Annotated in this window: 18 protein-coding genes; 11 read left to right on the top strand and 7 right to left on the bottom strand. The window is 60.4% G+C overall.

The window, feature by feature from the left end; translation table 11 throughout:
* Positions 1-427: 427 nt before the first annotated feature.
* The 10 genes from alaS to ACP26L_RS28560 all read left to right on the top strand — a co-directional run bounded on the left by alaS (position 428) and on the right by ACP26L_RS28560 (position 12,825).
* Positions 428-3,049, top strand: a complete 2,622-nt coding sequence (alaS, locus tag ACP26L_RS28605) for an alanine--tRNA ligase (protein WP_426448580.1) — start codon at positions 428-430, stop codon at positions 3,047-3,049.
* Positions 3,050-3,128: 79 nt separating this feature from the next.
* The gene (locus tag ACP26L_RS28600) at positions 3,129-3,392 is read left to right on the top strand and encodes an IreB family regulatory phosphoprotein (RefSeq protein ID WP_426448578.1); all 264 of its coding nucleotides are present in this window, start codon (positions 3,129-3,131) and stop codon (positions 3,390-3,392) included.
* Between the two features lie 65 nt (positions 3,393-3,457).
* Positions 3,458-3,871: a Holliday junction resolvase RuvX gene (gene ruvX / locus ACP26L_RS28595; RefSeq protein WP_426448576.1), complete on the top strand. Its 414-nt coding sequence runs from the start codon at positions 3,458-3,460 to the stop codon at positions 3,869-3,871.
* A 14-nt stretch (positions 3,872-3,885) separates the two neighbouring features.
* Positions 3,886-4,206 (top strand): DUF1292 domain-containing protein, encoded by a 321-nt coding sequence (locus tag ACP26L_RS28590; protein WP_013920037.1) that lies wholly within the window; start codon positions 3,886-3,888, stop codon positions 4,204-4,206.
* A 65-nt stretch (positions 4,207-4,271) separates the two neighbouring features.
* On the top strand, positions 4,272-4,577 hold the full coding sequence (locus ACP26L_RS28585; protein WP_426448574.1) for a DUF1292 domain-containing protein: 306 nt from the start codon (positions 4,272-4,274) through the stop codon (positions 4,575-4,577).
* Between the two features lie 192 nt (positions 4,578-4,769).
* Positions 4,770-5,849 (top strand): endolytic transglycosylase MltG, encoded by a 1,080-nt coding sequence (gene mltG, locus ACP26L_RS28580; protein ID WP_426448572.1) that lies wholly within the window; start codon positions 4,770-4,772, stop codon positions 5,847-5,849.
* 34 nt (positions 5,850-5,883) lie between these two features.
* Positions 5,884-6,828: a peptidase U32 family protein gene (locus ACP26L_RS28575; protein WP_426448570.1), complete on the top strand. Its 945-nt coding sequence runs from the start codon at positions 5,884-5,886 to the stop codon at positions 6,826-6,828.
* A gap of 33 nt (positions 6,829-6,861) precedes the next feature.
* A complete protein-coding gene (locus ACP26L_RS28570) occupies positions 6,862-8,139 on the top strand; it encodes a peptidase U32 family protein (RefSeq protein WP_426448568.1) in 1,278 nt (425 codons plus the stop codon).
* Positions 8,140-8,531: 392 nt separating this feature from the next.
* Entirely contained in the window at positions 8,532-10,763 is a 2,232-nt protein-coding gene (locus ACP26L_RS28565; protein WP_426448566.1) for a methyl-accepting chemotaxis protein, read from the top strand.
* 229 nt (positions 10,764-10,992) lie between these two features.
* The gene (locus ACP26L_RS28560; RefSeq protein ID WP_426448564.1) at positions 10,993-12,825 is read left to right on the top strand and encodes a peptidoglycan D,D-transpeptidase FtsI family protein; all 1,833 of its coding nucleotides are present in this window, start codon (positions 10,993-10,995) and stop codon (positions 12,823-12,825) included.
* A gap of 13 nt (positions 12,826-12,838) precedes the next feature.
* Here ACP26L_RS28560 and ACP26L_RS28555 read toward each other — a convergent pair whose 3' ends face one another.
* The 7 genes from ACP26L_RS28555 to ACP26L_RS28525 all read right to left on the bottom strand — a co-directional run bounded on the left by ACP26L_RS28555 (position 12,839) and on the right by ACP26L_RS28525 (position 21,785).
* Positions 12,839-14,131, bottom strand: coding sequence for an ATP-binding protein (locus ACP26L_RS28555; protein ID WP_426455125.1), 1,293 nt, complete (start codon positions 14,129-14,131; stop codon positions 12,839-12,841).
* Positions 14,132-14,343: 212 nt separating this feature from the next.
* The gene (gene pelG / locus ACP26L_RS28550) at positions 14,344-15,801 is read right to left on the bottom strand and encodes an exopolysaccharide Pel transporter PelG (RefSeq protein ID WP_426448562.1); all 1,458 of its coding nucleotides are present in this window, start codon (positions 15,799-15,801) and stop codon (positions 14,344-14,346) included.
* Positions 15,789-17,213, bottom strand: a complete 1,425-nt coding sequence (gene pelF, locus ACP26L_RS28545) for a GT4 family glycosyltransferase PelF (RefSeq protein ID WP_426448560.1) — start codon at positions 17,211-17,213, stop codon at positions 15,789-15,791. The genes pelG and pelF overlap by 13 nt, the downstream gene beginning before the upstream one ends.
* Positions 17,210-19,069: a DUF2194 domain-containing protein gene (locus ACP26L_RS28540; protein ID WP_426448558.1), complete on the bottom strand. Its 1,860-nt coding sequence runs from the start codon at positions 19,067-19,069 to the stop codon at positions 17,210-17,212. Before ACP26L_RS28540 ends, pelF begins: the two co-directional genes overlap by 4 nt.
* Complete coding sequence (locus ACP26L_RS28535) at positions 19,023-20,135, bottom strand: hypothetical protein (RefSeq protein ID WP_426448556.1); 1,113 nt, start codon at positions 20,133-20,135, stop codon at positions 19,023-19,025. Before ACP26L_RS28535 ends, ACP26L_RS28540 begins: the two co-directional genes overlap by 47 nt.
* A complete protein-coding gene (locus tag ACP26L_RS28530; protein WP_426448554.1) occupies positions 20,132-21,370 on the bottom strand; it encodes a hypothetical protein in 1,239 nt (412 codons plus the stop codon). Before ACP26L_RS28530 ends, ACP26L_RS28535 begins: the two co-directional genes overlap by 4 nt.
* 13 nt (positions 21,371-21,383) lie before the next feature.
* Complete coding sequence (locus ACP26L_RS28525; RefSeq protein ID WP_426448552.1) at positions 21,384-21,785, bottom strand: response regulator; 402 nt, start codon at positions 21,783-21,785, stop codon at positions 21,384-21,386.
* A gap of 158 nt (positions 21,786-21,943) precedes the next feature.
* Here ACP26L_RS28525 and ACP26L_RS28520 point away from each other — a divergent pair, with 158 nt between their 5' ends.
* Positions 21,944-22,771 carry an endo alpha-1,4 polygalactosaminidase gene (locus ACP26L_RS28520; protein WP_426448550.1) on the top strand — a complete coding sequence of 276 codons (828 nt, stop codon included), beginning with the start codon at positions 21,944-21,946 and terminating at the stop codon, positions 22,769-22,771.
* Positions 22,772-22,893: the final 122 nt, after the last annotated feature.

Genomic DNA, 22,893 nt, shown 5'->3' with positions numbered 1-22,893 from the left:
GGGTCTCTTCGGAGGAGAGTTGCTCCCTAGCGGACCCAAGTTGACATGCCGACCTTCGTCCGGGTATACTTTGGGAAGGAATACCCAAGTAAGCCTATCCCGTCAAAGCGAAGATGAAATTCAGTAGGTCATAGCCCATTAGCCAGAGAGAAGGCTGAGGAACCGGTGCCGGAGAGGCCCATTCCCCGCTGCGAATGCCTTCCTGATGAAGAATGACTGAACGCTACTTTCGGAGCGCGGATCAACTCCGCCGGTCTCAAGACCCGTTATCGTCTTGTCTAAGGAGATTGCAGGGCCGCCTTGAACAGGGGCTGCGCCGCGCAATAACCAGGGTGGTACCGCGAGCAACTCGTCCCTGTTTTTCAGGGGCGTTTTTTTGTTTTTCACCCCTGTGTTCCCCAAACCTACCATAAAAGGAGTTACCGTCATGAAAGCCAGTGAAATCCGTTCCAAATGGCTGCAGTTCTTCGAAAGCAAAGGACACAAAATCGAGCCGAGCGCGCCGCTCGTTCCGCATAACGACCCGTCGCTGCTGTGGATCAACGCGGGGATGGCGCCGCTGAAGCCGTACTTCGACGGCCGCGTCGTACCGGAGAATCCGCGGATCGCGAACTCGCAGAAGTGTATCCGCACCAACGACATCGAGAATGTCGGCAAGACGCGCCGCCACCATACCTTTTTCGAGATGCTCGGCAACTTCTCCATCGGCGACTACTTCAAGGAAGAAGTCATCACATGGGCGTGGGAGTTCCTGACGAGCCCCGAGTGGATCGGCTTCGATCCGGAGCGACTGTCCGTGACCGTCTACCCGGAGGATACGGAAGCGTTCGACTACTGGAACAAGAAGATCGGGCTCCCGGCGGAGCGCATCTACAAGCTGGAGGAGAACTTCTGGGATATCGGCGAAGGCCCTTGCGGACCGTGTACGGAGATCTTCTACGACCGCGGCGAGAAGTACGGCGACCTGAACGATCCGGAGTGCTGGCCGGGCGGCGAGAATGAGCGCTTCCTCGAAGTATGGAACCTCGTCTTCTCGCAGTTCAACCACAACAAGGACGGCTCCTATACGCCGCTGCCGAACAAGAACATCGATACGGGCGCGGGTCTTGAGCGCTTTGCATCGATCCTGCAGGACGTAGACTCGAACTTCGACACCGACCTGTTCCAGCCGATGATCCAAAAGACCTGCGAGCTGGCCGGAGTGAAATACAAGGAGAACGAAGAGTTCGACGTGGCGCTGAAGGTTATTGCGGACCACATCCGTACGGTGGCGTTCTCCGTCGGCGACGGCGTCCTGCCGTCCAACGAAGGCCGCGGCTATGTGATCCGCCGTCTGTTGCGCCGTGCGGTCCGCTATGGCAAGGTGCTCGGCATGGATAAGCCGTTCCTGTACCTGCTGACACCGATCGTAGGCGAAGTGATGGGCGTCTACTATCCGGAGGTTGTCCAGAAGCGCGAATTCATCGAGAAGGTCATCCGCACGGAAGAGGAGCGCTTCCACGAGACTCTGTCCGACGGACTTGCGATTCTCGGCGAGATGGCGGAGAAGGCCCGCCAGGCGGGCTCCACTCAGATTTCCGGTCCAGATGCGTTCAAGCTCTACGATACGTATGGCTTCCCGTTCGACCTGACCGAGGACTTCGCTGCGGAGAAGGGCATGACTGTCGACCGCGAAGGCTTCGATGCCGCGATGCAGGAGCAGCGTGACCGCGCCCGTGCAGCACGTCAGGATTCCGGCAGCATGCAGACACAGGGCGGCCCGCTGGCCGACTTCACGGTTAAAAGCGAGTTTGTTGGTTATACTGATTTGGTAACACCTGCTAAAGTGATCGCGGTGGTCCATGAGAACCAGTTCGTGGATCTTGTCGGCACCGGCGAAACGTGCCAGGTGATCCTGGACGTGACTCCGTTCTACGCCGAGAGCGGCGGACAGGTCAGCGACCACGGCTACATTACGGCCGGCGATACGGTGCTGAAAGTGGAGGACGTTACGAAGGCACCGCACGGCCAGCACGTGCATACCGTGGTGGTGGAAGCCGGCGTGCTCCGCAAAGGGGATTCCGTGCAGGCAACCGTCACGCAGGAAGTGCGTGAGGATATCATCAAGAACCATACCGCGACTCACCTGCTCCACAAGGCGCTCAAGGAAGTGCTCGGCGAGCACGTCAACCAGGCGGGTTCCCTCGTAGCGCCGGAGCGTCTGCGCTTCGACTTCTCGCACTTCGGTTCGATCTCAGCCGAAGAGCTGCAGGAGATCGAGCGCCGGGTGAACGCGCAGATCTGGAAGACGACCGAGGTCGACATCTCCCTGAAGCCGATCGCGGAAGCGAAGGCAATGGGCGCGATGGCCCTCTTCGGCGAGAAGTACGGCGACGTGGTCCGCGTCGTGAAGGTCGGCGGCTACAGCCTCGAGCTGTGCGGCGGCTGCCACGTTCAGAACACGAGCCAGATCGGCCTCTTCAAGATCATCAGCGAGTCGGGCATCGGATCGGGCGTACGCCGGATCGAGGCGACGACAGGCCGCCATGCGTACCAGTATCTCGACGGCCAGCTCCAGCTGCTCCGCGACGCTTCGTCGCTGCTCAAGTCGAACATCGCCGACGTGCCGAAGCGCATCGACGCCCTGTTCGGCCAGATCAAGGAACTCTCCCGCGAGAACGAGTCGCTGAAGGCGAAGCTCGGCGGTATCGAAGCCGGGTCGTTGACCGATCAGGTCCGGAACGTGAACGGCGTTCAGCTGCTGGCTGCCCAGGTATCCGCGGCGGATATGGAGTCTCTGCGCAACATCGTCGACCAGATGAAGTCGAAGCTGGGCTCGGCCGTGATCGTGCTTGGGGCACCGGCGGAAGACAAAGTTAACCTCGTAGCAGCCGTTACCCCGGATCTCGTGGCTCAAGGCTACCATGCCGGCAAGCTCATCAAGGAAGTGGCTGTACGCTGCGGAGGCAGCGGCGGCGGACGTCCCGACATGGCGCAGGCAGGCGGCAAGGATGCCTCGAAGCTGCAGGAGGCGCTGGAGAGCGTCGAAGGGCTGCTCGGTTCCAAATAAATAAATTTTGCTTGTCAAGAGGAATTTTTCGACAAATGGCGAATAAGAGAGTGTAAGATGATGGCAGGGGGTGCTCAGCGTGAGTTCGATGGATAAAACGATGAAGTTTAACGTAAAAGCGGAGGAGATCGAGACTTCGCCCAGAGAAGTCATACTCGCCGTGTATGATGCCCTCCAGGAGAAAGGGTATAATCCGATCAACCAAATCGTCGGATATCTGCTCTCCGGCGATCCGGCTTACATCCCGCGCCACAACAATGCGCGGAGCATGATCCGCAAGAGGGAGCGCGACGAATTGATCGAAGAGCTCGTCCGGTCCTATCTGCAGAACCACAAATCTTAAGTTGCACGGAAAAGCGGCAGGCGGCGGACCTTCCGGTCGGCCACCTCCGTAAGGGAGCAGGCAGCATGCGCTACATGGGACTCGATTATGGGGACAAAACGATCGGCGTGGCGGTCAGCGACGAGCTCGGCTGGACGGCACAGGGTCTTGAGGTGATCCGCCGGACGACGCAGGAACGCGACCTCACCCGCCTTCGGGAAATTATCGAGCAGTACGGCGTGACCGAGATTGTCGTCGGTCTGCCGAAGAATATGAATAACACGATAGGCCCCCGTGGAGAAATTTGTATTGCATTCTCCCAAACTTTGCATGAAACACTAGAGATGCCGGTTCACCTGTGGGACGAACGCCTTACGACCGTCTCCGCTACCCGTACGCTGCTGGAGGCGGACGTCTCCCGCAAGAAACGAAAGCAGGTCATCGACAAGATGGCGGCTGCGCTCATTTTGCAAAACTATATGGATTCTCATTCTAGGTAAAGAGGTGAAGGAACATGTCAGACAAAGACCAAATCCAAGAACAGCTGCAGGAAGAGCCCGAGATCATTTACATTCCGGATGAGGAAGGCAACGAAGAAGAGTTTGAAGTCATCATGAAATTCGAGGTGGACGGCTCGGACAAAAAGTACATGATGGTTGTTCCTGTCGATGCCGATGAGGAATCCGACGAAGTGTATGCGTTCCGCTATGAAGAAGACGGCGACGATCTGCAGCTCTACACGATTGACGACGAAGAAGAATGGAACATCGTCGAAGAAACCTTCAACACGCTCATGGAAGAGTTCGACGAAGAGGAAGAAGAATCCAAATCCTAATTACGCATACAGAGCCTGTGCCGCAAGTTCCGGGCACAGGCTGTCTGCCGAGGAGGCCCATCCGTTTGAGCGCACCGGAAGCACAGCCGACACGCCAGTTGCGGGACGTGTTCGGAGATGATATTATTTTGTATGATGAGGGGCAGGAATCCGTTGTGTACCGGATTACCGCCGAGCTCATGCTGAACGGCCAAGGCTATGCGATGCTCGAGAAGGCCAAGCCGGGCAAGGAAGATGAACCGGAGATTTTCCGCGTCGCCGCGAAGGCTGACGGGGAGCTCGAGCTGGAGACGATCGACGATGACGACGAGTGGGAGAACATCTCCGAACTCTTCGATGAATGGACTTTCCCGGCGGAAGATACGATATAATGCGCTGTTACCTGCGGGGAGTTCGCAGAATTCCCCGGCTCTGCGTTCTGCTGCCGGATTGCTTCATGCAGCAGAGTGCTGCTGCGCGTCCGGAGCCGAAGGGAGCAAGCAGGGAAGCCTGGAGCGGAGACAATCCGCTCTTTTTATTTTGAAGCCGGGCAAAGCTAGCAGAAAGGGGAGCAGCAACGCGACGTGGATAGGACAGCATCGCGCAGACGCTCCCGGCGTTGGGGCGTAGTAAGCATTTTTATCATTTTGACGGCAGCCGCGGCTGCCGTGTGGTATATCCGCAGCGCACTCCAGCCGCCGTCTACTTCCGCTGCCGCGGTGCGGATCTCGTACCCGCCGGGCACCTCGACGGCCCAGCTGGCTCACGAGCTGGAGGCCAAGGGACTTATTCGGGACAGCCGGATGTTCACCTTGTATCTCCGGTACAAGGGTGAGGGAGGGCGGTTCCAGGCGGGCGAATACGAGTGGGCACCGGGTGCGACGGCCGATGAGATTATCGCCAAGCTCAACAGCGGAGAGACGGTCAAGGAAGCCGGACTGCGGCTCACCGTTCCGGAAGGCTTCACGCTGCTTCAGATCGCTCGGAAGCTGGAGGAGCAGGAGGGCCTGAAGGCCGCAGACCTGTTGGCTGTGGCGGACAGCTACCGGCCGTCCGAGGGAACGGAAGGCCTGCCGGCACTGCCGGCGCCGGATGCCAAGCTGCGTCACCGGCTGGAAGGGTACCTTTTCCCGGAGACGTATGAATGGAAGAAGGACGCGAAGCCGCAGGAGATTGTGGATACGATGGTGCGGGAGCTCGGCCGAAGGCTGGAAGAGCTGCCCAAGGGATGGCAGGACGTTATGAAAGAACGCGGTTTGACCTTCCATGAGGTGCTGACCATCGCTTCCTTGATCGAACGCGAGGTGGTCGTGGACGAGGAGCGGAAGATCGTCAGCGGCGTGATCCAGAACAGGCTGAAGCAGGACATGCCTCTTCAGATCGACGCGACGATCCAGTATCTGCTGGACAAGCCGAAGGAGAGACTGCTGCACAAGGATCTCGAAGTGGTCAGCCCTTATAATACTTATCTCAATAAAGGTCTGCCTCCCGGACCGATCGCGAGTCCGTCGCTTGCCTCCATCGAAGCGGCGCTCTATCCGGAGACGACGAGCTACCTGTTCTACGTAACGAAGAAGGACGGCACGATGGGGCACCTGTTTGCCGAAACCTTCGAGCAGCATAAGAAGAACATTGCCGAGAGCAACAAAGCCGGCAGTCCTTAGAACTACACCACTTCAAGGAAAAGAAGGGAACGTTATGGTGAAAAAACCGGAACTGCTCATCCCGGCCGGCTCTGCCGAGGAAGCCCGCCGTTATATCGAAGCGGGAGCCGACGCCGTGCTGGTCGGCGAGCACCGCTTCGGGATGCGTCTGCCGGGCGAGGTGCCCGCAGAGGAGCTCGGCGCGCTGCTGGAGTGGGCTCATGCCCGCGGGGCGCGCATCTATGCGGCGGTCAACAACATTATGGATAACCGCATCCTGCCGGACCTCAAGGCCTATATGGCCAAGCTGCAGGAGGTCCGCGTGGACGGCGCCGTCTTCGGCGACCCGGCCGTGCTGATCGCCGCACGCCAGGCGGCTCCGGACGTGGAGCTGCACTGGAATGCGGAGATGACCTCCACCAACTACGAGACGGCGCGCTACTGGGGCTCCAAGGGGGCGGTGCGGATGGTACTTGCCCGCGAGCTGAACCTGGAGGAGACGCTGGAGATCGCCCGTCAGCTGGAAGGCACGATGGAAGTGCAGGTCCAGGTGCACGGCATTACGAATATATATCATTCGAAGCGCAGTCTGCTCCAGAATTATCAGGAGCATCAGGGCCGCTTCGAGACGATTTCCCGCGAGGAGCTGAGCAAGGAGGAGGGCCTGTTCCTAATCGAGCAGGAGCGTCCGGAGGAGCGCTTCCCCGTGTATGAGGATGAGAACGGCACGCATATCATGAGCTCGGACGATATGTGCATGCTTGACTCGCTGCATGAATTGATGGAGGGCGGTATCGATTCGCTGAAGCTCGAATCGCTGCTGAAGCCTGTGGAGTACAACGAAGCGGTGATCCGCAGCTACCGCAAGGTGATCGATGCTTATACGGCCGATCCGGCAGGGTACGAGTTCCAGGAGGAATGGCTGGATGAGATCCGGGCGCTCCAGGATCCGAACCGCGAGCTGAGCTACGGCTTTTTCTTCAAAGAGCAGGTCTATTAATCCAAGGAACGAACGAATAGAGAGGTGAACATCATGACCTTGATGAGAGAGCAGCTGCTCGGTAAACGCATCCGGTTCGAGAAGCCGGAGGTGCTGGCGCCGGCAGGCAGCCTCGAGAAGCTGAAGTTTGCGGTGCACTACGGCGCCGATGCGGTCTATATCGGGGGGCAGCAGTACGGACTGCGCTCCAATGCGGACAACTTTACGTTCGAAGAAATGCGGGAGGGCGTGGAGTTCGCGGAGAAATACGGCGCGAAGGTGTTCGTGGCGACCAACATCTACGCCCACAATGAGGATATCGAAGGCATTGAAGCTTATCTGAAGGGGATCCAGGATGCCGGCGTGCATGCGATTATCGTCGCGGACCCGGTCATCATCGAGACCTGTAAACGCGCGGCGCCGAAGCTGGAGATCCACCTGAGCACCCAGCAGTCCACGATGAATGCGGGCGCGGTGCAGTTCTGGAAGGAAGAAGGCATCGACCGCGTCGTACTGGCGCGGGAAGCGACGATGGAAGAGATCCGCGAGATCAAAGAGAACGTCGAGATGGAGATCGAGGTGTTCGTCCACGGGGCGATGTGCTCCTCGTACTCCGGACGCTGCGTGCTATCGAACCACTTCACGGACCGCGATTCGAACCGCGGGGGCTGCTCGCAGTCCTGCCGCTGGAAGTACGACCTGTTCACGACGGAAGAGGACACGCAGATCGGCATCAAGGAGATTCCGCTCTTCCAGGAGGGCGACAACCCGTTCTCGATGAGCTCGAAGGACCTCTGCATGATCGAGCATGTGCCGGATCTGATCCGTGCGGGCGTGGATTCGTTCAAGATCGAGGGCCGGATGAAGAGCGTGCACTATGTGGCCACGGTCGTCAATGCGTACCGCCAGGCCATCGACGCTTACTTCGAGGATCCGGAGAATTATCAGATGAACCCGCAGTGGCTCTACGAGATTCAGAAGGCCGCTAACCGGCCCCTGAACACGGGCTTCTTCTACGACTCCCCGGGGCACGAGGATCATATCTTCGAGCCGGAGGAGAAAGCCGCTCCTTACGACTTCGTCGGGGTGGTCATGGAGTATGACGAAGCGACCGGAACGGCGCTGATCCAGCAGCGCAACCACTTCAAGCCGGGCCAGGAGGTCGAATTCTTCGGACCGAAGGGCACGTTCTTCAAGCAGGTGGTGCCGGAGATCTTCAGCCAGGAAGGCGACAAGCTGGATGCCGCAAGACATCCGCTGCAGCTCATCCGCATGAAGGTGGAAGCGCCGGTAAAGCCGCTCGATATGATGCGCAAGAAGTTCGGTAAATAAGGAAGCAAGGAAGCCGCAGCGGCCGCTGCGGCTTTTTTTAATGGATTCCGCTAGTAAGGTGTGTCACATCGGCTTGCAGCTGCCTAGACAAACGGGGACCGCCAATAAGGATGGCGAAGCCGTTCATCTGAAGTAAAAAATTCGCCAAGATCTAACAAATGGGGACGCATGTCCCGATATAAAGTAAGAGATGCTGGAACCTCCTTCCAAAGAGGAGCTAGGGACTAGCTTTTACCAGTATTTATAGGTCTTTTTTCACAACGTTATTGTAAGATCAGGAAGGAATAGAGCGTAAAATGTCGAATACTTTATGTATGCGATTACATTTACATTGGCATTCCCCATTTTTTCTATCCTTTCATGAAATCTAACTTACATAGGGGTGGGTACATGTGAAAGAGCAGTGGGCAACAATCAAATCCAGGCTGGCACGGGAAGGGCGCAGCGCCAAGCAGAAGCTGCAGGAGAGCGGGCTTGGGGACAAGGCGCGGCGGACAGCCAAGGCAGCAGCCAGAGGGGCGCTGAAGGGGACGGTCAAAGGAACGGCGGCCGTCATTCGGGCGGCAGGCACGAAGCGGGAGGTCCGGCTGAGCCAGCTGGTGAAGTCGGTAGGGGCCAAGTTGTTTTTGATTTTTTTCGTATCGATTCTATTCTTTGTTCTGACGGTCGGTCTAACCTCCTACAGTATCTCCAAGGGTGTGATTCAGACGAAGGTCGGCGAAGCTTCGGAGGGAACCATCGCGCAGGCGGGGCAGAAGCTTGATCTCATGTACGCCGTATACGAAGATCTCTCGATGCAGGTAATGCTTGACGGCTTCATCAAGGATGCATTGCTGAAGTCGGCTTCTTTGGACAAGGGAAGCTTCGATTTCCTCCAGCTGCGGCGGGAGCTGGGCGAGCGGCTCAACGTGTTCGCTTTTTCGAACAAAACCTTGAAGTCAATCTACCTGTTCGATTCCAAAGGCGAGCTGCTCAGCTCGGTAGGGGGCAGCATGTCGCCGACGAAGAAGGTTGCTGAAGAAGAGTGGTTCAAGAAAGCCGTGGAGGAGGGCGGACGTCCGTACTGGATGGAGACCAACCCGAAGGGGTATTCGGATGGCATCGGCTTCGGGGGAACCCCGACCTATGGTCTCAGCCGTCTGCTCCGGGATACGACCTCGAGCAGCGTGCAGGCCGTACTTCTGATGGAGATTCAGGGAGAGACGCTGAGCAAGGAAGTCGCCGAGATCAACATGGGCGAAGGCGGGCGTACCCTGATCGTAAACCCGGAGCTCAAGACGATCTCCGCTGTAGATAACGGATTGATCGGGCAGGACAGCGCCCTCGGCGTGACCAAGGAGAAGCTGAATGAAACGAAGGGCAGTCTGCTGAGCGACAAGGAAGATACGCAGATCGTCTATTACAAGTCCGAGAAGACGGGCTGGCTTCTCGTCGGTGCGATGCCGGTCGACCAGCTCGTGAAGGATGCGAAGAAAATCTTTACGATGACCTGGGTGATGGCTGTCATCGCCATGATCATGGCGGTGGGTATCGGCTACTTCATCATCCGGATGATCGGCCGCCCGCTGGTGCTGCTCCGCAACCTGATGAAGGAAGGCGAGCAGGGCAACCTGACGGTCCGCATGGAAGTGAAGAGCGAGGACGAAATCGGGCAGCTCGGCCGAAGCTTCAACGAGATGATGGAAAAGATCACCGCGCTTGTCCGGCAGACGAACCATTCTGCGCAGGAAGTGCTCGATACGGCGGCGGAGCTCTCCGACGTATCGAAGAAGACGGCGTCTTCCGCCAAGGAGATCGCCGTAGCCACCGAGGAGATTGCCGGAGGCGCGACCTCGCTCGCCATGGAATCGGAGCGGGGCAATGAGCTGACGTACCAAATCTCGACCCAGATGAAGAGCGTGGTCGAATCCAATGTCGTGATGGGAACTTCCGCTTCAGAGGTGCAGCATTCCAGTAAGCAGGGCATCGAATATATGTCGGAGCTCATCGGCAAGACGAACACGACCGAAACGATGACCCGGTCGATGGTCGAGAAGGTGGATAACCTGAAGGAGAGCACGGGCTCCATCGTGAAGATTCTTGATGTGCTCCGCAGCATGACCAAGCAGACGAATATCCTGTCGCTCAACGCCACGATCGAGGCGGCGCGGGCCGGAGAAGCGGGCAAAGGCTTCATGGTGGTGGCCGATGAGATCCGCAAGCTTGCTGACCAGTCGAAGCAGTCCATCGATATCGTAGGCCAGATCACCGCCAAGATTCAGAAGGAGATCGAAGAGACCGTGGGCGTGCTGTCCCAGGCCTATCCGATCTTCCAAGAGCAGATCTCCTCGGTGAAGGAAGCCGGCTCGATCTTCGAGCAGGTGGACGAGCAGATGAGCGGACTCATCGGGCGCCTCTCCGAGGTGACGGAGTCGATCTCCCAGCTCGAAGCCTCGCAGCTGGTGCTGACCGACGCGATGGCCAATGTCAGTGCGGTGGCTGAGGAGTCGTCCGCCACATCGGAGCAGGTCGCTTCGCTGAGCTCGGAGCAGCTCGGAGTCTCCACAGGCCTCGTGAGGCTGTCGGAGAAGCTGGAGGAGCTCTCCAACTCGCTGAAGGAGTCGCTGACCAAATTTCAGGTATAGCCGTTTCATGGATAAGCACTTGACAGGCACCGGAAGCAGGCAATGTCCCGGACGCCGGCTGAACGCCTTTCCCCGCTTGGGAGAAGGCGTTTTTGCCGTTGGCAGGCGCTTGGATCAAGACAGAAACCAACCGAATGGCATCGTGCGGTTTAGATGCGGCGGCGTAGGTTGATACTGAGAGATGAATTCCTGTTGTGCCAAATTTCGACAGACTTGGAAGGTGTGCAGCATGAGGGAACCGGGCGTCCGAAAAAACCGCATCTTTATCGTCTTATCCGGAATTACGGCAGTACTCGTCCTGTGGAATATCCGCCTGTTCTGGATCCAGGCGGCGGCCGTGCACAGCTTCGCCGGCCTGGGCATCGATCTTACAGAGAACTCCGTCATCCAGCGGGCGGAGGGGATTGTGCTGGATTCGGGAAGGGGGGACTTCCTGGACCGCCGGCTGGAGCCGCTGACCGGGCGCGAGCTGCAGGTGCTGGCCCTCTTCCCGGTGAACAAGCAGGCCCTGGAAAGCGGCCCGGAAGCTGACCGCTACACCGAAGCGGCCCGGATCCTAGGCGTGCCTCAGAACGAGTGGAAGAGCCTGATCCTCGGGCTGAAGATACCCTGGCTGTGGCGGCGGGAGGAGCGGCCGGCTGCGCTAAGTCCGGCGGAGGCGAGGCGCCTGGAAGCTCTCGGCCTGCCCGGCCTCAGAGTGCTGCCCTACAAGGAGCGCTATACGGAGAACCAGCCGGCCGCCCAGGTTATCGGATTCATCGGGCAGAACCCCGAGCGGATCACGAAGCAGTTCACGGACCAGTTCCACAAGGGAGAGCTCCAGCTCACGAGCAAGATCGGAGGCGCCGGGCTGGAGAAGACGTTCGAGCCCTGGCTGCAGGGCCTCGGCCCCACATCCGTCTCCCTGTTCACCGACGGGGAGAAGCGGGCGCTGCCGGGGCTCGACGCCCGGCGGATCGCACCGGACAATCCGAACTATCCGCTGCAGGTCGTTACCACGCTGGATGGGCGCATCCAGCGGGAGATCGAGGCGCGGATGGAGCGGCTGCACATCCGGGAGGGTGCGGTCGTCGTGCTCGATACGGAGCACGGGGATACGGTTGCGGCGGCAAGCCGGCCGGCCTTCGACCCGGAGCATGTGGATCTCTCGGGAGGCGCGTGGAGCAGCCGGGCGGTGAAGGCGGCGGTCCCCGGCTCGGTCTTCAAGACGGTGACCGCGGCTGCCGCGCTCGAGACAAAGGCCGTCCGTCCGGGCGAGACATTCGAGTGCACGGGCGAGCTCGGCCGCTTCGGGCTCTCGTGCTGGAAGGAGGGCGGTCACGGCCGTCTGACGCTTGAGGAGGCTTACGCGCAGTCGTGCAACGTCGCGTTCGCGAAGATCGCCGAGCGGCTCGGCGGGGAGCAGCTGGAGCGCTACGCCAGGAAGCTGGGAGTGACCGGCACGGTCGGCTGGAGCGGGGATGTGCACGGGCACCCGCACCTTCACCAATGGGACGGTGAAGAGGGCGGGACGGTCTATGCGGATCCTGCGGAGGCGAAGGATGCGGGGGCGGTTGCACAGACCTCGATCGGCCAGCGGGACGTACGGATGACGCCGCTGGCCGCCGCCAATCTGGTCGTGACGCTGCTGCACGGGGGCGAGGTTCGTTCGCCCCGCCTCGTGGACAGCATCCGCTTCCGCAGCGGCCGGCCGTACGAAATTTTCGGGCCCCAGCTGCGCGGTCTGGCCCAGGACGCCGGGGTGCAGACCGAGGGAGGCATCCGCCCCGCCACCGCCAAGGTACTGCTGAAGTGGATGCAGGGGGTGGTCTCCCGCGGCACGGGGCAGCCGCTGCAGCAGGCGAAGTGGCCGCTCGCGGGCAAATCGGGCACCGCCCAGATTACGCTGAGGAACGGACAGCCGGGCGAGAACCACTGGTTCGTCGGTTACGGCCCCGCCGGGAAGCCGCGCTACGCGGTGGCGGTGCTGGTCGGCCAGCTGCCCGAAGGACAAAAAAACACATCCCTGACCCTCTTCCGGGAGGTCATGGATGTGCTGGCGAAGCAGGATGCGAAGCCGTGAGGCCCCCTCCCCATTAATGATAAGTAGAGGCGGGGAGGGAAGGGATCAGAATGGAGAAGCAGGTGCCCTTGCCAAGCTCGCTCGTCACATCGATGCGGCCGTGCAGGTTCTGGATCGTCCGGTAGGTGACGATCATGCCGAGCCGGTTCCTCTTGCTGCCGGCGCTATAGAGCGGGGTGCCGAGCCGGCCGACTTCATCCGGCGACATGCCCGCCCCTTCGTCGATGATATCGATGCATACCGTCTGGCTCTGGCGTCCAGCCACGATGTGAAGACGTCCGCCGCCCGGCATGGCTTCCATGCCGTTGCGGAGCAGATGCAGCATGCACTGGGTAAAGTGATCTGCGTTCGCGCTGATGATCAGGCTGTCCTGCAGCTGGGTCTGCACCTCGATCTTCTGCAGAGCGGCGTAAGGCTCCAGTGTCTCCAGCGCCCTCAGGATCGCCTGCTTCACATCGAGCAGCTCAAGCTCGGCCAGCGGAGGCCGCGAGAGCGTGACGAAGTCTCCGATCACCGTCTGCGCCTTGTCCATCTCCTCCTGCGCCAGCTTGGCGTAGGCCTGGCGTTTGCCCTCGGGCAGTTCCTGCCCGGCGAGCATCTGCACGAAGCCCTTGGCGGCGGTCAGGGAGGGATGCACCTCCCTGGCGATCGAGGAGGCCAGCTCTGCGGCGGCGGCCGACGTATCCTGCGCCCGGAGCGCCGCCGGCCCTCCGCTGCGCAGACGGCTCTGTCCAAGCAGGTAGGCGACGAGCCCCGCCGTACAGGCCTGTGCCGCGGCGTAAGCCGCCCACAGCGCATAGAGCCGTCCGGCAGGGGCGATGCCCTGGGCGAGCAGGCTGGCTGCGCTCGCGAGGACGAGCACCGCGGAGACGGCGAGCCCGAGCAGGGCGCCGTTCAGCGGGTGAAGCAGCATCGCGGTCTCCCGCAGCCGGCGCCGGACGAGCCAGAGGCCGCCGAGCACAAGCGCGAGAACGGCGGGGAAGACCCAGGCTTCCAGCCCGCCGGCACCGAAGCGGAAAGCGAGCATGAGCGCTCCCGCGCCCAGCGCATAGAGAGGGCCGCCGTAGAAGAAGCAGACGGCCAGCGGGATCATGCCGAAGTCCAGCGGAGGCCAGGAGCCGAGCTGAAGCGGGTGAGCCATAGCGAACAGGGAAGCCAGCGCGCAGACCGCTGCCGCCATGAGGCGGCTTTTGGTCTCATGCCCCTTGCGGAGCTTCTCCGACCACGGCAGCTGGTACAGCATGACGGCGGCCGCTAGTGCCAGCACATTGAGCAGCAGGACATTGACTAGATTCAAGAGAACCACCTTTGCCTTTATAGAGTAAGTGAAGGATTGACGGGTAACGGCAAGCGGACAAGTCCGCAAACAATCTTTCCTTAGGTATTCGACAAATTCTTCTAATTTCCTACATCCTCATCAAAAAAACCTCTTCACCGCCCGGGATTTTTTCTTACCGGTCCGTAAAGAGGTAGTTTGGCATGGGAAGAGGTGTGGCGTCCGGCCTCTGAAGCGGCCCCTTACAGCCAGCGGTAAGCAAACTCGCTGAGCCGGGTGAACCACCCCTGCCACCTAGGCTCCAGGATGCCCTGCCGGACAAAGGTCCGCACTTCAATGCGCTGCAGGAAAGTGAGCAGCCTCCAGGAGCTGTAGGCGAAGGCGATGAAGGAGGCCAGGAAATAATTGAAGCCGTAGAAGTCCAGCCCCGGGGGGAGGACGCCAAGGGTGAACAAGGTATTCAGCGACAGGAACAGCAGGGAAGTGACCCAGGCTCCTTGTCGATCCTCGAAGTAGAGCATGATGAGGATCACGGTAAGCATCAGCGTGCTGACCATGGCGCCCAGGCTGTAGATGCGGAAGATATCGGCGGTCAGCGGGCCGTACCCCAGCCTATCCAGGAGAAAGCCGGATACCACAATCAGGAAGAGGGTGAGGCTGCCCTGCAGCTTGGCCATCCGCAGAAGTTCGTTCCAGAGCACTTCGACCATCCTTTTTTTGGCCGTCAGAATCATCTCCAGCGTCCCGCCGTTCGTGATATAGCCGTAGAATTTCCGGTACTTGTCATAGAACCTCGTCTCCACCGAGACCACGAAGAGCACCAGGGAAGGGACGACGGTCAGGTAGGCAAGGAAGACGGCGTTGTCATAGATCGGCGAGAAGCGGAACGTGCCCTCTACGGTGACGCCGGCCGGACCGAGCCAGATGAGGATCTTGTCCATCCAGACCCCCAGGTTGTAGCCGAATCCGGTCACGAGCAGGGAGGGAAATTTGTCCGCGTACTGCAGAAAGCCATACGGATTCTCCATGTGCTTCGACGGGAAGGTCCGCAGCAGCACGGCGGCTAGGATGCTCATCGCGGCAAGCATGCCCAGCGTGAAGCCGAGGAGAACATTCGAGGCATCTCTGTGGGAGGTGAAGGGCAGCGGGTGACGGAGCAGGAGCAGCACGAAGACCACCGCCAGCAGACCGCCCGTCACGAAGGCCCAGGAGATGATCCGGTAGTTTTTGGCCGCGGACAGGAAGACCATCGACAGCCAGATCTGCCCCATCGCAAGGAAGAGGACCGCCGAGATCAGTTTGTAGCTGAAGGGCAGTGGGGTGTTCCAATAGAAGAGCAGCGCGGCGGCCGCCGAGATGACCAGGACCAGACGGGATATGCCGGTGTACACCGGTGTGATGATGTCGAGCCTGCCGAGATAAAAGTGGTCCGCGAGGAACCGGGTGACGACCAGCTGCCAGCCCCCCGACACGATCTGGGAGAAGATGAAGCAGTAGGATACCGTCACTATGAACAGCTGGGCTTCCTGCTCGCCGAAGCCGCCGTACCTGCGGATCAGGAAGTTGAGAAGCGATACGCTCAGCACCGAAATCAGCCAGGGACCCGCCGCGATGAAGGAAGCGTAGGCATACGCCCGGATCTGGAGCGAGGTATAGTCCTCGCGGAAGAGCTTCTGCAGTTTGAATCCTATTCCGGCCATCCGTCCACCGCCTCCCGGTACAGTTTGCGATAGGTTTCTATGAAGTGCCCGATCTGATAATAGGCTTCCACCCGGCGGCGGCCGACCGCCCCCATATAGCTTCTCTGTCCGGGAGACTCGTACATCTGCACCATCCGGTCGGCCATAGCGGCCGGGTTCACCGGCGGTACGACATAGCCTGCGACGCCGGGATCGTGCTCGTCCTTGCCTTCGAGCAGCTCTCTGCAGCTGCCTACGTCCGTACAGATCCAGGGGATGCCCGCGGCCATCCCTTCGAGAACGGCCAGCGGCTGGCCTTCGCTGATGGAGCTGAGGAGGAGCACATCCACAAGCGGAAGCCGTTCGGCGACCGATACCTTGCCAGTGAAGGTGACAATGTCTTCCAGCTCCAGCTGCCGGGTTAGGGCAAGGCATTCCTCGTAATAGTCGGGATCCTCATCTGTCGGGCCCATGATCCACAGCTCCATGTGCGGAATACGCCGGGCGGCGAGCCTGGCGGCGTACAGCAGCGTCTTGATGTCCTTGATCGGCACCAGCCGCACCAGGGCGCCGAAAGTGATTGCTGCGCCGGGCTCGCTGGTGCGCCGCGGAAGCCGGGAGAGCGTCTCGTAGTCGATCCCGTTCGGGACGATCAGCGACCGGTCTTCCGGCGCGCCAAGCTCAAGCTGAATGTGCTGCGTTCCGCCGTAGAGCGCAATGGTGCGGTCGGCCGTCCGGTAGGCGCCCCGGGACATATGATAGAAGTAGTCGATCCAGCGCCGCTTGAATGCCGGCTCCACCCAGGCCGATTGCAGGATTTCCTCTTCGCGTTCCCTGGCATAGACGCCGTGCTCCGTGAGGATGAACGGTGTGCCGTGCTTCTGCCGCAGATAGGAGGCGATCATTCCGGCGTAGCCGGTGGATACCGCATGGTACACGTCTGCCTCCGGATAAGACTGCTGCAGGAGGAAGATGGCCGGCAGATACATGGAGCGCCAGGTCCAGAAATAAGCGTTGAAGGAGCGCGAGGGCATTTCGTTGCAGTAGGAATCCACAAGCAGCTCCCAGAAGGCCTCGCTCTTCAGGAAAGCGATCGGATTGCCCAGCCTCGACGGGTCCGCGATGATGGGCAGCGCGCCTTCCGAGCCTTCCCGGAAGGCGAACCAGTCCAGGCACAGGCGCGCTTCCTCCGGACGCAGGCGCGGCCCCCGGCCCTCTGCCAGCTCGAGGTAATCCATAATGTACACATCGTGTACACCCGTTACATTGACCGGCATCTTGTATTTGGGCTCCCGGGCCTCTTTGCGGGAGGAGGAGATCGCGACGATCTCAAAATCATGCTCGCGCATCGAGGTTACGAGCATCTGGATCCAGCTCGCGACGCCGCCGGCCACGTAAGGATAGCTTCCTTCGACGATCAGGGCAATCTTCACGGCGCGGCCTCCCCGTGCTTCAGCGTAATCTCCAGCGCAGCCTGCTTCGCTTCGATCCGCCAGAGTCCGGAAGCGGGCTCCCAGGAGAGGATCGTGCCCTGTTCCGGGGGCAGATCAGGCGTCCTGCCTGCCGGCAGCCTCAGCGTGTACACGGAGGGAAGCGGCGCGTCCTGGGCGCGGATCGTGATCCTGCCGGCCTCGTAGCGGGTCTCAATCCGGCTGTTCTGGTACAGGATAAGCTTCTTGACCGAATCACGGACGGTCAGCGGCTGCAGATAAGGATAGCTTTCGGTCAGCTGCTTCATCCACTCTTCGAACTTGCTGCTGAGAAACGACCAGCCGCGGCCCTGCGACCGCTCGGCGTCCAGCACGTCATCCGGATGGACAAAATGGTTCACAAGCCCGAAGTTGGCGACCGCGTCCGTCTGGAAGAACTGCGCTTCTTCATCCAGCCAGTACCCGGATGTGATGCGGGGGTAATCATAGAACCGCTTGTTGTCGGGATCCGGACCGAACTCCTGCTCCAGCGGGCCCGCTTCGCTCCCCGCAAAATAAAGGGAAGCGAGGATATTGACGGAAGGCACGGCGGCCGCGATCGCTTCCTTGCCTTCCCGGCCCATGACATTGGATGGAGGAACGTAGGTGCGCAGATCATGCTCCGGGAAATAATGATGGGCGAGCTCTGCAAGCCGGGTCAGGCCTTCGATCATGTCGCTGCGGGAAGGCCAGGGAACATAGTTCAGCGAGGGAGGAAGCGGCTCTGCCGGGGTCACCAGAGACTGGTGGTTATATCCGTGAAGCCCAAGCTCCCCTCCCAGCTTCAGAAGCCTTGGGCCGAAGAAGCGGACTGTCTGCGGCTGGTCCTCCCCGAGCAGCGACGGCAGGGGGGAGGCGGTGCGGTTCTGGTAATTGCCGATCATCAGCCCGGTATACTTCCAGCCGTACCTGCCGGCGAACCGGGCCATATCGGCCCACCAGATCCGCTCGTAGAACTCCGGCGTGCTCAGGCCGTATTCCTGCCGGACCAAAGGGTTGGTTGCTTCGGGAGCCGGAGAAGGGAAGTCGTCGATCTCCAGGGTCCGGATGCCTGCCTGGGAGGTGACCATGCTCTCCGCTGCGAGTCCGAGCGAGTGGACAAGTAGGCCTCTTCCGGTCTTCTGCACACCGCTCGTAGAGTTCCAGAAGACAACCCGACCCTCTCCGTATCCGTAGGTCCACAGAAGCGGCACGCCTCCGGCCGTCAGATAAACCTGGGTACCCGGCAGGAGGGTCACATCCAGCATGGAGTTAGAGAACATGTTATTGGTAGATGGCAGATCGGGGTAACCCGGGAACAGCGGCTTCACCGTGGTGATGCCCTGCACGGCTCCCTGCAGGAATCCGCGGTTCTCTCCAATCCCGAAAAGTCCGTTGAGCGCCGGGGCGTAGTATCGCGTCATGACCGCGAGTCTGCCCCCGCCCTCCACATAACGCTGGAGCATGGCAGGCTCCAGAGCTTCGTTCTTCTGGCCCATGAGAATCAGCACCTGCCAAGGATCGGGGGAGAGCGCCGGGATATCTTCCGCTGCAATCTCGTCCCACGGTAGCTTGGCAAGCTCCAGCGCTGCGGTAAGATTGCTCTTCACCCGGAGCCCCTCCGCATCCGCAGGGTCGCTGAAGATCAGAAGGCGGAGGGAGGCTCCCTCCGCCGGAGCCGCTGCTTCGCTGCTCCCGAGGGCGAATTCGGTCTCCGCGTAGGAGCTGTCCGCCGGGAAGGCATCCCACTGAAGGGAGCGGGCGAACTGAAGGAGGCCGCCCAGCAGCAGCAGGCTAGCGATAACGCAGCTCAAAATCACTTGTTTGCGGAACACCGTCATCGTTCATCTCCTTCCACAGCCTTACGGCGGATTGATAGGCTTCGGGGATCGTCACGCCGCTGCTCCACCAAGCTGATGCAAGCCGGCGCAGCTCTTCGAAGCTCCCTTCCTGATAGAGCCGCTCGCACGAGGCGAGATAGGAGACGTACCGGTATTCCGCTGTGCCCTCAATAGACTTCGCGAGCCTCTCGGCCAGCGCAAAGTCTCCTTCGGCCCGGGCCAGGTAGCACAGCTTCTCGGTGAAGTACGGCTCGGAGGGAAACAGCTCGGCTCCCCTGCGGATAAGCTGCTTCAGGGTGGATCGGATCTCCTGCGCCAGCTCGCCGGTAAGCAGGCGGGAGTCCAGGTAGCGGACATAGGCTTGAAGCAGCACCCTCCATTGGGGAAGGGAGGTCTCGTCCGCCTGTAGCTCCTGCGTCTCCTTTTTGATCTCGCGTACGAACCGTTCATTCAGGAAGGTCAGTGTGGTGGCCGCATAGTGGACGACTTCGGGGTCTTCGTCGCGCAGAGCCTCCTGGAAAAGGGCGACTTGGTTGCTCCCCTCGTATTGGAGCAGCGAGAACATCGCTTCCTTCTTGGAGCCGTAAGCCCCGGATTGCAGGATCTCGCGGAAGGGGATCAGCGCGGCCTGCTGCTCCACGTTGACATCGAACGAATCGAGCGAGCCGGGCACATAGTAAACGTAATTCTCATACTCCCGGAAGAACTGGTCGTCGAATCTTCCCACCCACAGCGTGATCACGATCAGCGCTCCGCACAGCAAACCTGCTCCGGGAAGGAACAGGCTCAGCGTCATGACCCACTGAAGGCTGGCCCGGTCCTGGGGCCGGTAGCGCGGTGTGGCGCGGAAGAGGAGCCAGACCCCCGTGCACAGCAGCAGATGCAGCAGCAGGACCGCCGTCCATCCCCAGCCGAAGCTTCCTCCTCTGTCCGGAGTGCCTGTCAGCACCCCGGGCAGCAGCACGGTCTGCGCCAGATCCAGCAAACCTGCGGCCAGAAGAGCCAGTGCCGACAGGGCGGCGGAGCCGGGAAGATCGCGGTGCAGCGAAGAGCGGGTGCGCTTCATGGGCTCCCCCCCTCCCCGAACCTTCCGCGGATGCGCGATTCGATCCGCTCCCGGAGCTCGGGAGCGGTGGCGGGCAGCAGGAACAGCAGCTCTCCCCGGAAGGCGTCATAGCCGACGACATCGTCTGCCCTCAAGGTTTGTCGCAGCAGCGCATCCATCTCCTGCAGGGCGGCCTCCGTGTCCATGCCCTCGAATTCAATGGGCAGCTGAAAGAGCGTGAACTTCTGCGAGAAGTCGGAGGCCCGCAGCGTTTCTTCGGAGAGCCGGTTGTAGAACGGCTCGGGCTTCATGATGAGGGTATCCATGAAATAGCGCTCCCCCCGCAGCTTCTCCGCTTCACGGAAGGCCCGGATGCAGCTTTCGCCCATCCAGCCCAGAATGAGCTTGAACAAATCGGCCGTCGCCTTGTTCATCGTCTTAAAATCCAGGCCGTCCAAGCCGATAATGCCTATAAGCTCTCCCTCTTCCCCGAGAATGGGACCGGCCATCAGCGGGTCCCTGGGGGGATCCGCGGCACCCCGGATCTGGATCAGCCGGCTCTCGTAGACGCGGCGGTACAAGGAGGGCTGTTCGAGAAAGACCGAGCCCGGATAGCCATCGGGTTTGGAGCCGTAGGACACTTTGAGCCGCATGACCTTGCCGGAGGCATCCATCCGGTAGATAACGACGGATTCGGCATGAATCAGTTCGCGGAACAGCCGGACGGCATCGGTGAAGATGATCTCCGGGTCGTCGGAGTCCAAGGCTTTAGCCATTTTATACAGCGTAAATAAGCTCTCTTGGGCTCCCACGATCCGTTTCTCCAGCGCATTCTTCACCACGGAGAGGTCGCTGCAGCTTTTCTCCACAAGCGCAAGCCGGCTCTGCAGGTCCTCGTGTTCTTCGGCGAGCGACCGGTACCGGTACCGTTGTGTAGAGGAATAATGACCGACGAACAGGGCGATGCCCGCATACACGACAAGCGGCTGGTACTCGGGCCATTCGTTGAACAGGGTGTACCCATCCCCTCCGCCGCGGAAAAATTCCCAGCCGTACAGCAGGGCGGCACCCGCTGCAGCAGGCAAACCGAGCCGGGTGCCGTACCGGAGCGCAAAGTAGAGAACGATGAACAACAGCGGATCGGGAGACCACTCCGAAACAGGGGCTGGCAGCGATTGGGACGCTGCATAGAGCAGAAGAAACAGGACGATGAGCTCGGTCCAGGGGATCCAGCGGCGTTCCTGCGTATAGATCAATGGAATTCCTCCATTACCTTACCCCGGGTTTGATGCGGACGGGGTTGTTCTTTTTTTCGTAGGTCTCGGTCAGCTTCTTCAGCAGGTCATCCGGTGAGAACGGCTTGATCACATACTCGTCGGCACCGGCCATCATGGCCTTGGACAATTCGCTGACGGCATGCTTCGCACTCATGAGGAAAATGGGCGTGCGCGAGAAGCCAGCCGAGCCCCGGAGCTTCCTGCACAGCTCGAAGCCGTCGATATGGGGCATAAGGCAGTCGGAGAGAACGGCATCGGGACGGATCTCCGGAATCTGTTCGAGAGCCGCCAGCGGGCTGTTGTAAGATGTCACCTGCAGTCCTCGGAGCTTGAAGATTTCTTCAAGCACGGACAGGAGGATGGGATCGTCGTCAATGAGGGCCAATGAGTTCATGGAGCAGAGCCTCCTTCTTCTCGTGCAGATCATGCTCCTCGGGTTATCCTCCGGAAGCAGACCCGGATCCCGGCCTTAGGCGGAGGAGCCTTCCATTGTATAATATTGATAACAGCGGCCAGCCTTATCCCTAAACTACCCCGAAAGAAGGAGCTGCCATGAAGACAGCGGGACTGGTCTCCGCCACAGCCCTGTGTATGGGAGCGGCATTTTTTGCCTTTTGGTGCTTCCAGGCGCAGGCGAAAGGACCATTGCAGCAGATCAAAAACTTTCAGATCTACTACGCCGAACCTACCGCTGAGGCGCTTGCAGCCCTCCGGAAGACGGGCATGGCGATCGTCGAACCCCAGCTTTATACTCCGGAACAGGTAGCGGAATTGAAGGAAGCGGGAACCCTGCCGGCGGCCTACCTTAGCGTAATGGAGTCGCCAACATGGAATGAGGCCCGGACGAAGCGGCTGCAGCCGGGAGATTACCTGCTGCAGGGCGGGCAGCGGACCCATTTTGCGGCGTGGGACTCTTACCTGATGGATCCTCGACAGCCGTCGTACCGCAGGGTGCTCTTGGACGAGCTGGGCGCTGCGGTGGAGAAGGGCTTCCCTGCGGTGATGCTGGATACGGTGGGCGATATCGACGAATCGGTGAAGGACCCCGCTCTCCGGGAAGAGCTTCAACGGGCGTACGTTACCCTGCTCCGCGAGATGCAGTCCCGGTTCCCCGGGCTGTACTTGATTCAGAATCGGGGCTTCGGTTCTCTCCCCGCCGCCTCCCCTTACCTTCAAGGCTTCCTGTGGGAGGATTGGCGGGGAGACTGGCGCCAAGACGGATGGCTTGCCAAGCAGGTGGAGCTTGTCCGGCGGTATGAGCGCAGAGGCCTCGCCGTCTTCGCCGTCTCTTCGCGTTCCGAGCCGAAGGGTGCGAGGGAGGCCGGGAAGCTGCGGTTCATTCATCTCGAGACACCGTCCGGTTATGACAAGCTGAACTGATCTGCCCTCCGGGGTCACACGTGCAGCCCAAAGAGCCGCGAGAACGACCGGAAATCCGGCTGCTCTCGCGGCTCTTTGGGCTGTTTGGCAGGAGGAACCGGTCAGACCGGCGGACCGCTGCA

Origin of the sequence: Paenibacillus sp. S-38 (genome assembly GCF_049942825.1) — a bacterium.
Lineage (GTDB): Bacteria > Bacillota > Bacilli > Paenibacillales > NBRC-103111 > Paenibacillus_G.
The sequence above is the reverse complement of the archived record's forward strand: the minus strand, read 5'-3'. Positions and strand labels throughout refer to the sequence as shown.

What these genes read in the sequence shown, in the direction of transcription:
- ACP26L_RS28590 (WP_013920037.1), top strand. Translation starts at nt 3,886, where the DNA reads ATGTCAGACAAAGACCAAATCCAAGAACAGCTGCAGGAAGAGCCCGAG.
- ACP26L_RS28570 (WP_426448568.1), top strand. Translation starts at nt 6,862, where the DNA reads ATGACCTTGATGAGAGAGCAGCTGCTCGGTAAACGCATCCGGTTCGAG.
- ruvX (WP_426448576.1), top strand. Translation starts at nt 3,458, where the DNA reads ATGCGCTACATGGGACTCGATTATGGGGACAAAACGATCGGCGTGGCG.
- ACP26L_RS28575 (WP_426448570.1), top strand. Translation starts at nt 5,884, where the DNA reads ATGGTGAAAAAACCGGAACTGCTCATCCCGGCCGGCTCTGCCGAGGAA.
- ACP26L_RS28535 (WP_426448556.1), bottom strand. Translation starts at nt 20,135, where the DNA reads ATGAAGCGCACCCGCTCTTCGCTGCACCGCGATCTTCCCGGCTCCGCC.
- ACP26L_RS28525 (WP_426448552.1), bottom strand. Translation starts at nt 21,785, where the DNA reads ATGAACTCATTGGCCCTCATTGACGACGATCCCATCCTCCTGTCCGTG.
- alaS (WP_426448580.1), top strand. Translation starts at nt 428, where the DNA reads ATGAAAGCCAGTGAAATCCGTTCCAAATGGCTGCAGTTCTTCGAAAGC.
- ACP26L_RS28560 (WP_426448564.1), top strand. Translation starts at nt 10,993, where the DNA reads ATGAGGGAACCGGGCGTCCGAAAAAACCGCATCTTTATCGTCTTATCC.
- ACP26L_RS28540 (WP_426448558.1), bottom strand. Translation starts at nt 19,069, where the DNA reads ATGACGGTGTTCCGCAAACAAGTGATTTTGAGCTGCGTTATCGCTAGC.
- pelG (WP_426448562.1), bottom strand. Translation starts at nt 15,801, where the DNA reads ATGGCCGGAATAGGATTCAAACTGCAGAAGCTCTTCCGCGAGGACTAT.
- ACP26L_RS28520 (WP_426448550.1), top strand. Translation starts at nt 21,944, where the DNA reads ATGAAGACAGCGGGACTGGTCTCCGCCACAGCCCTGTGTATGGGAGCG.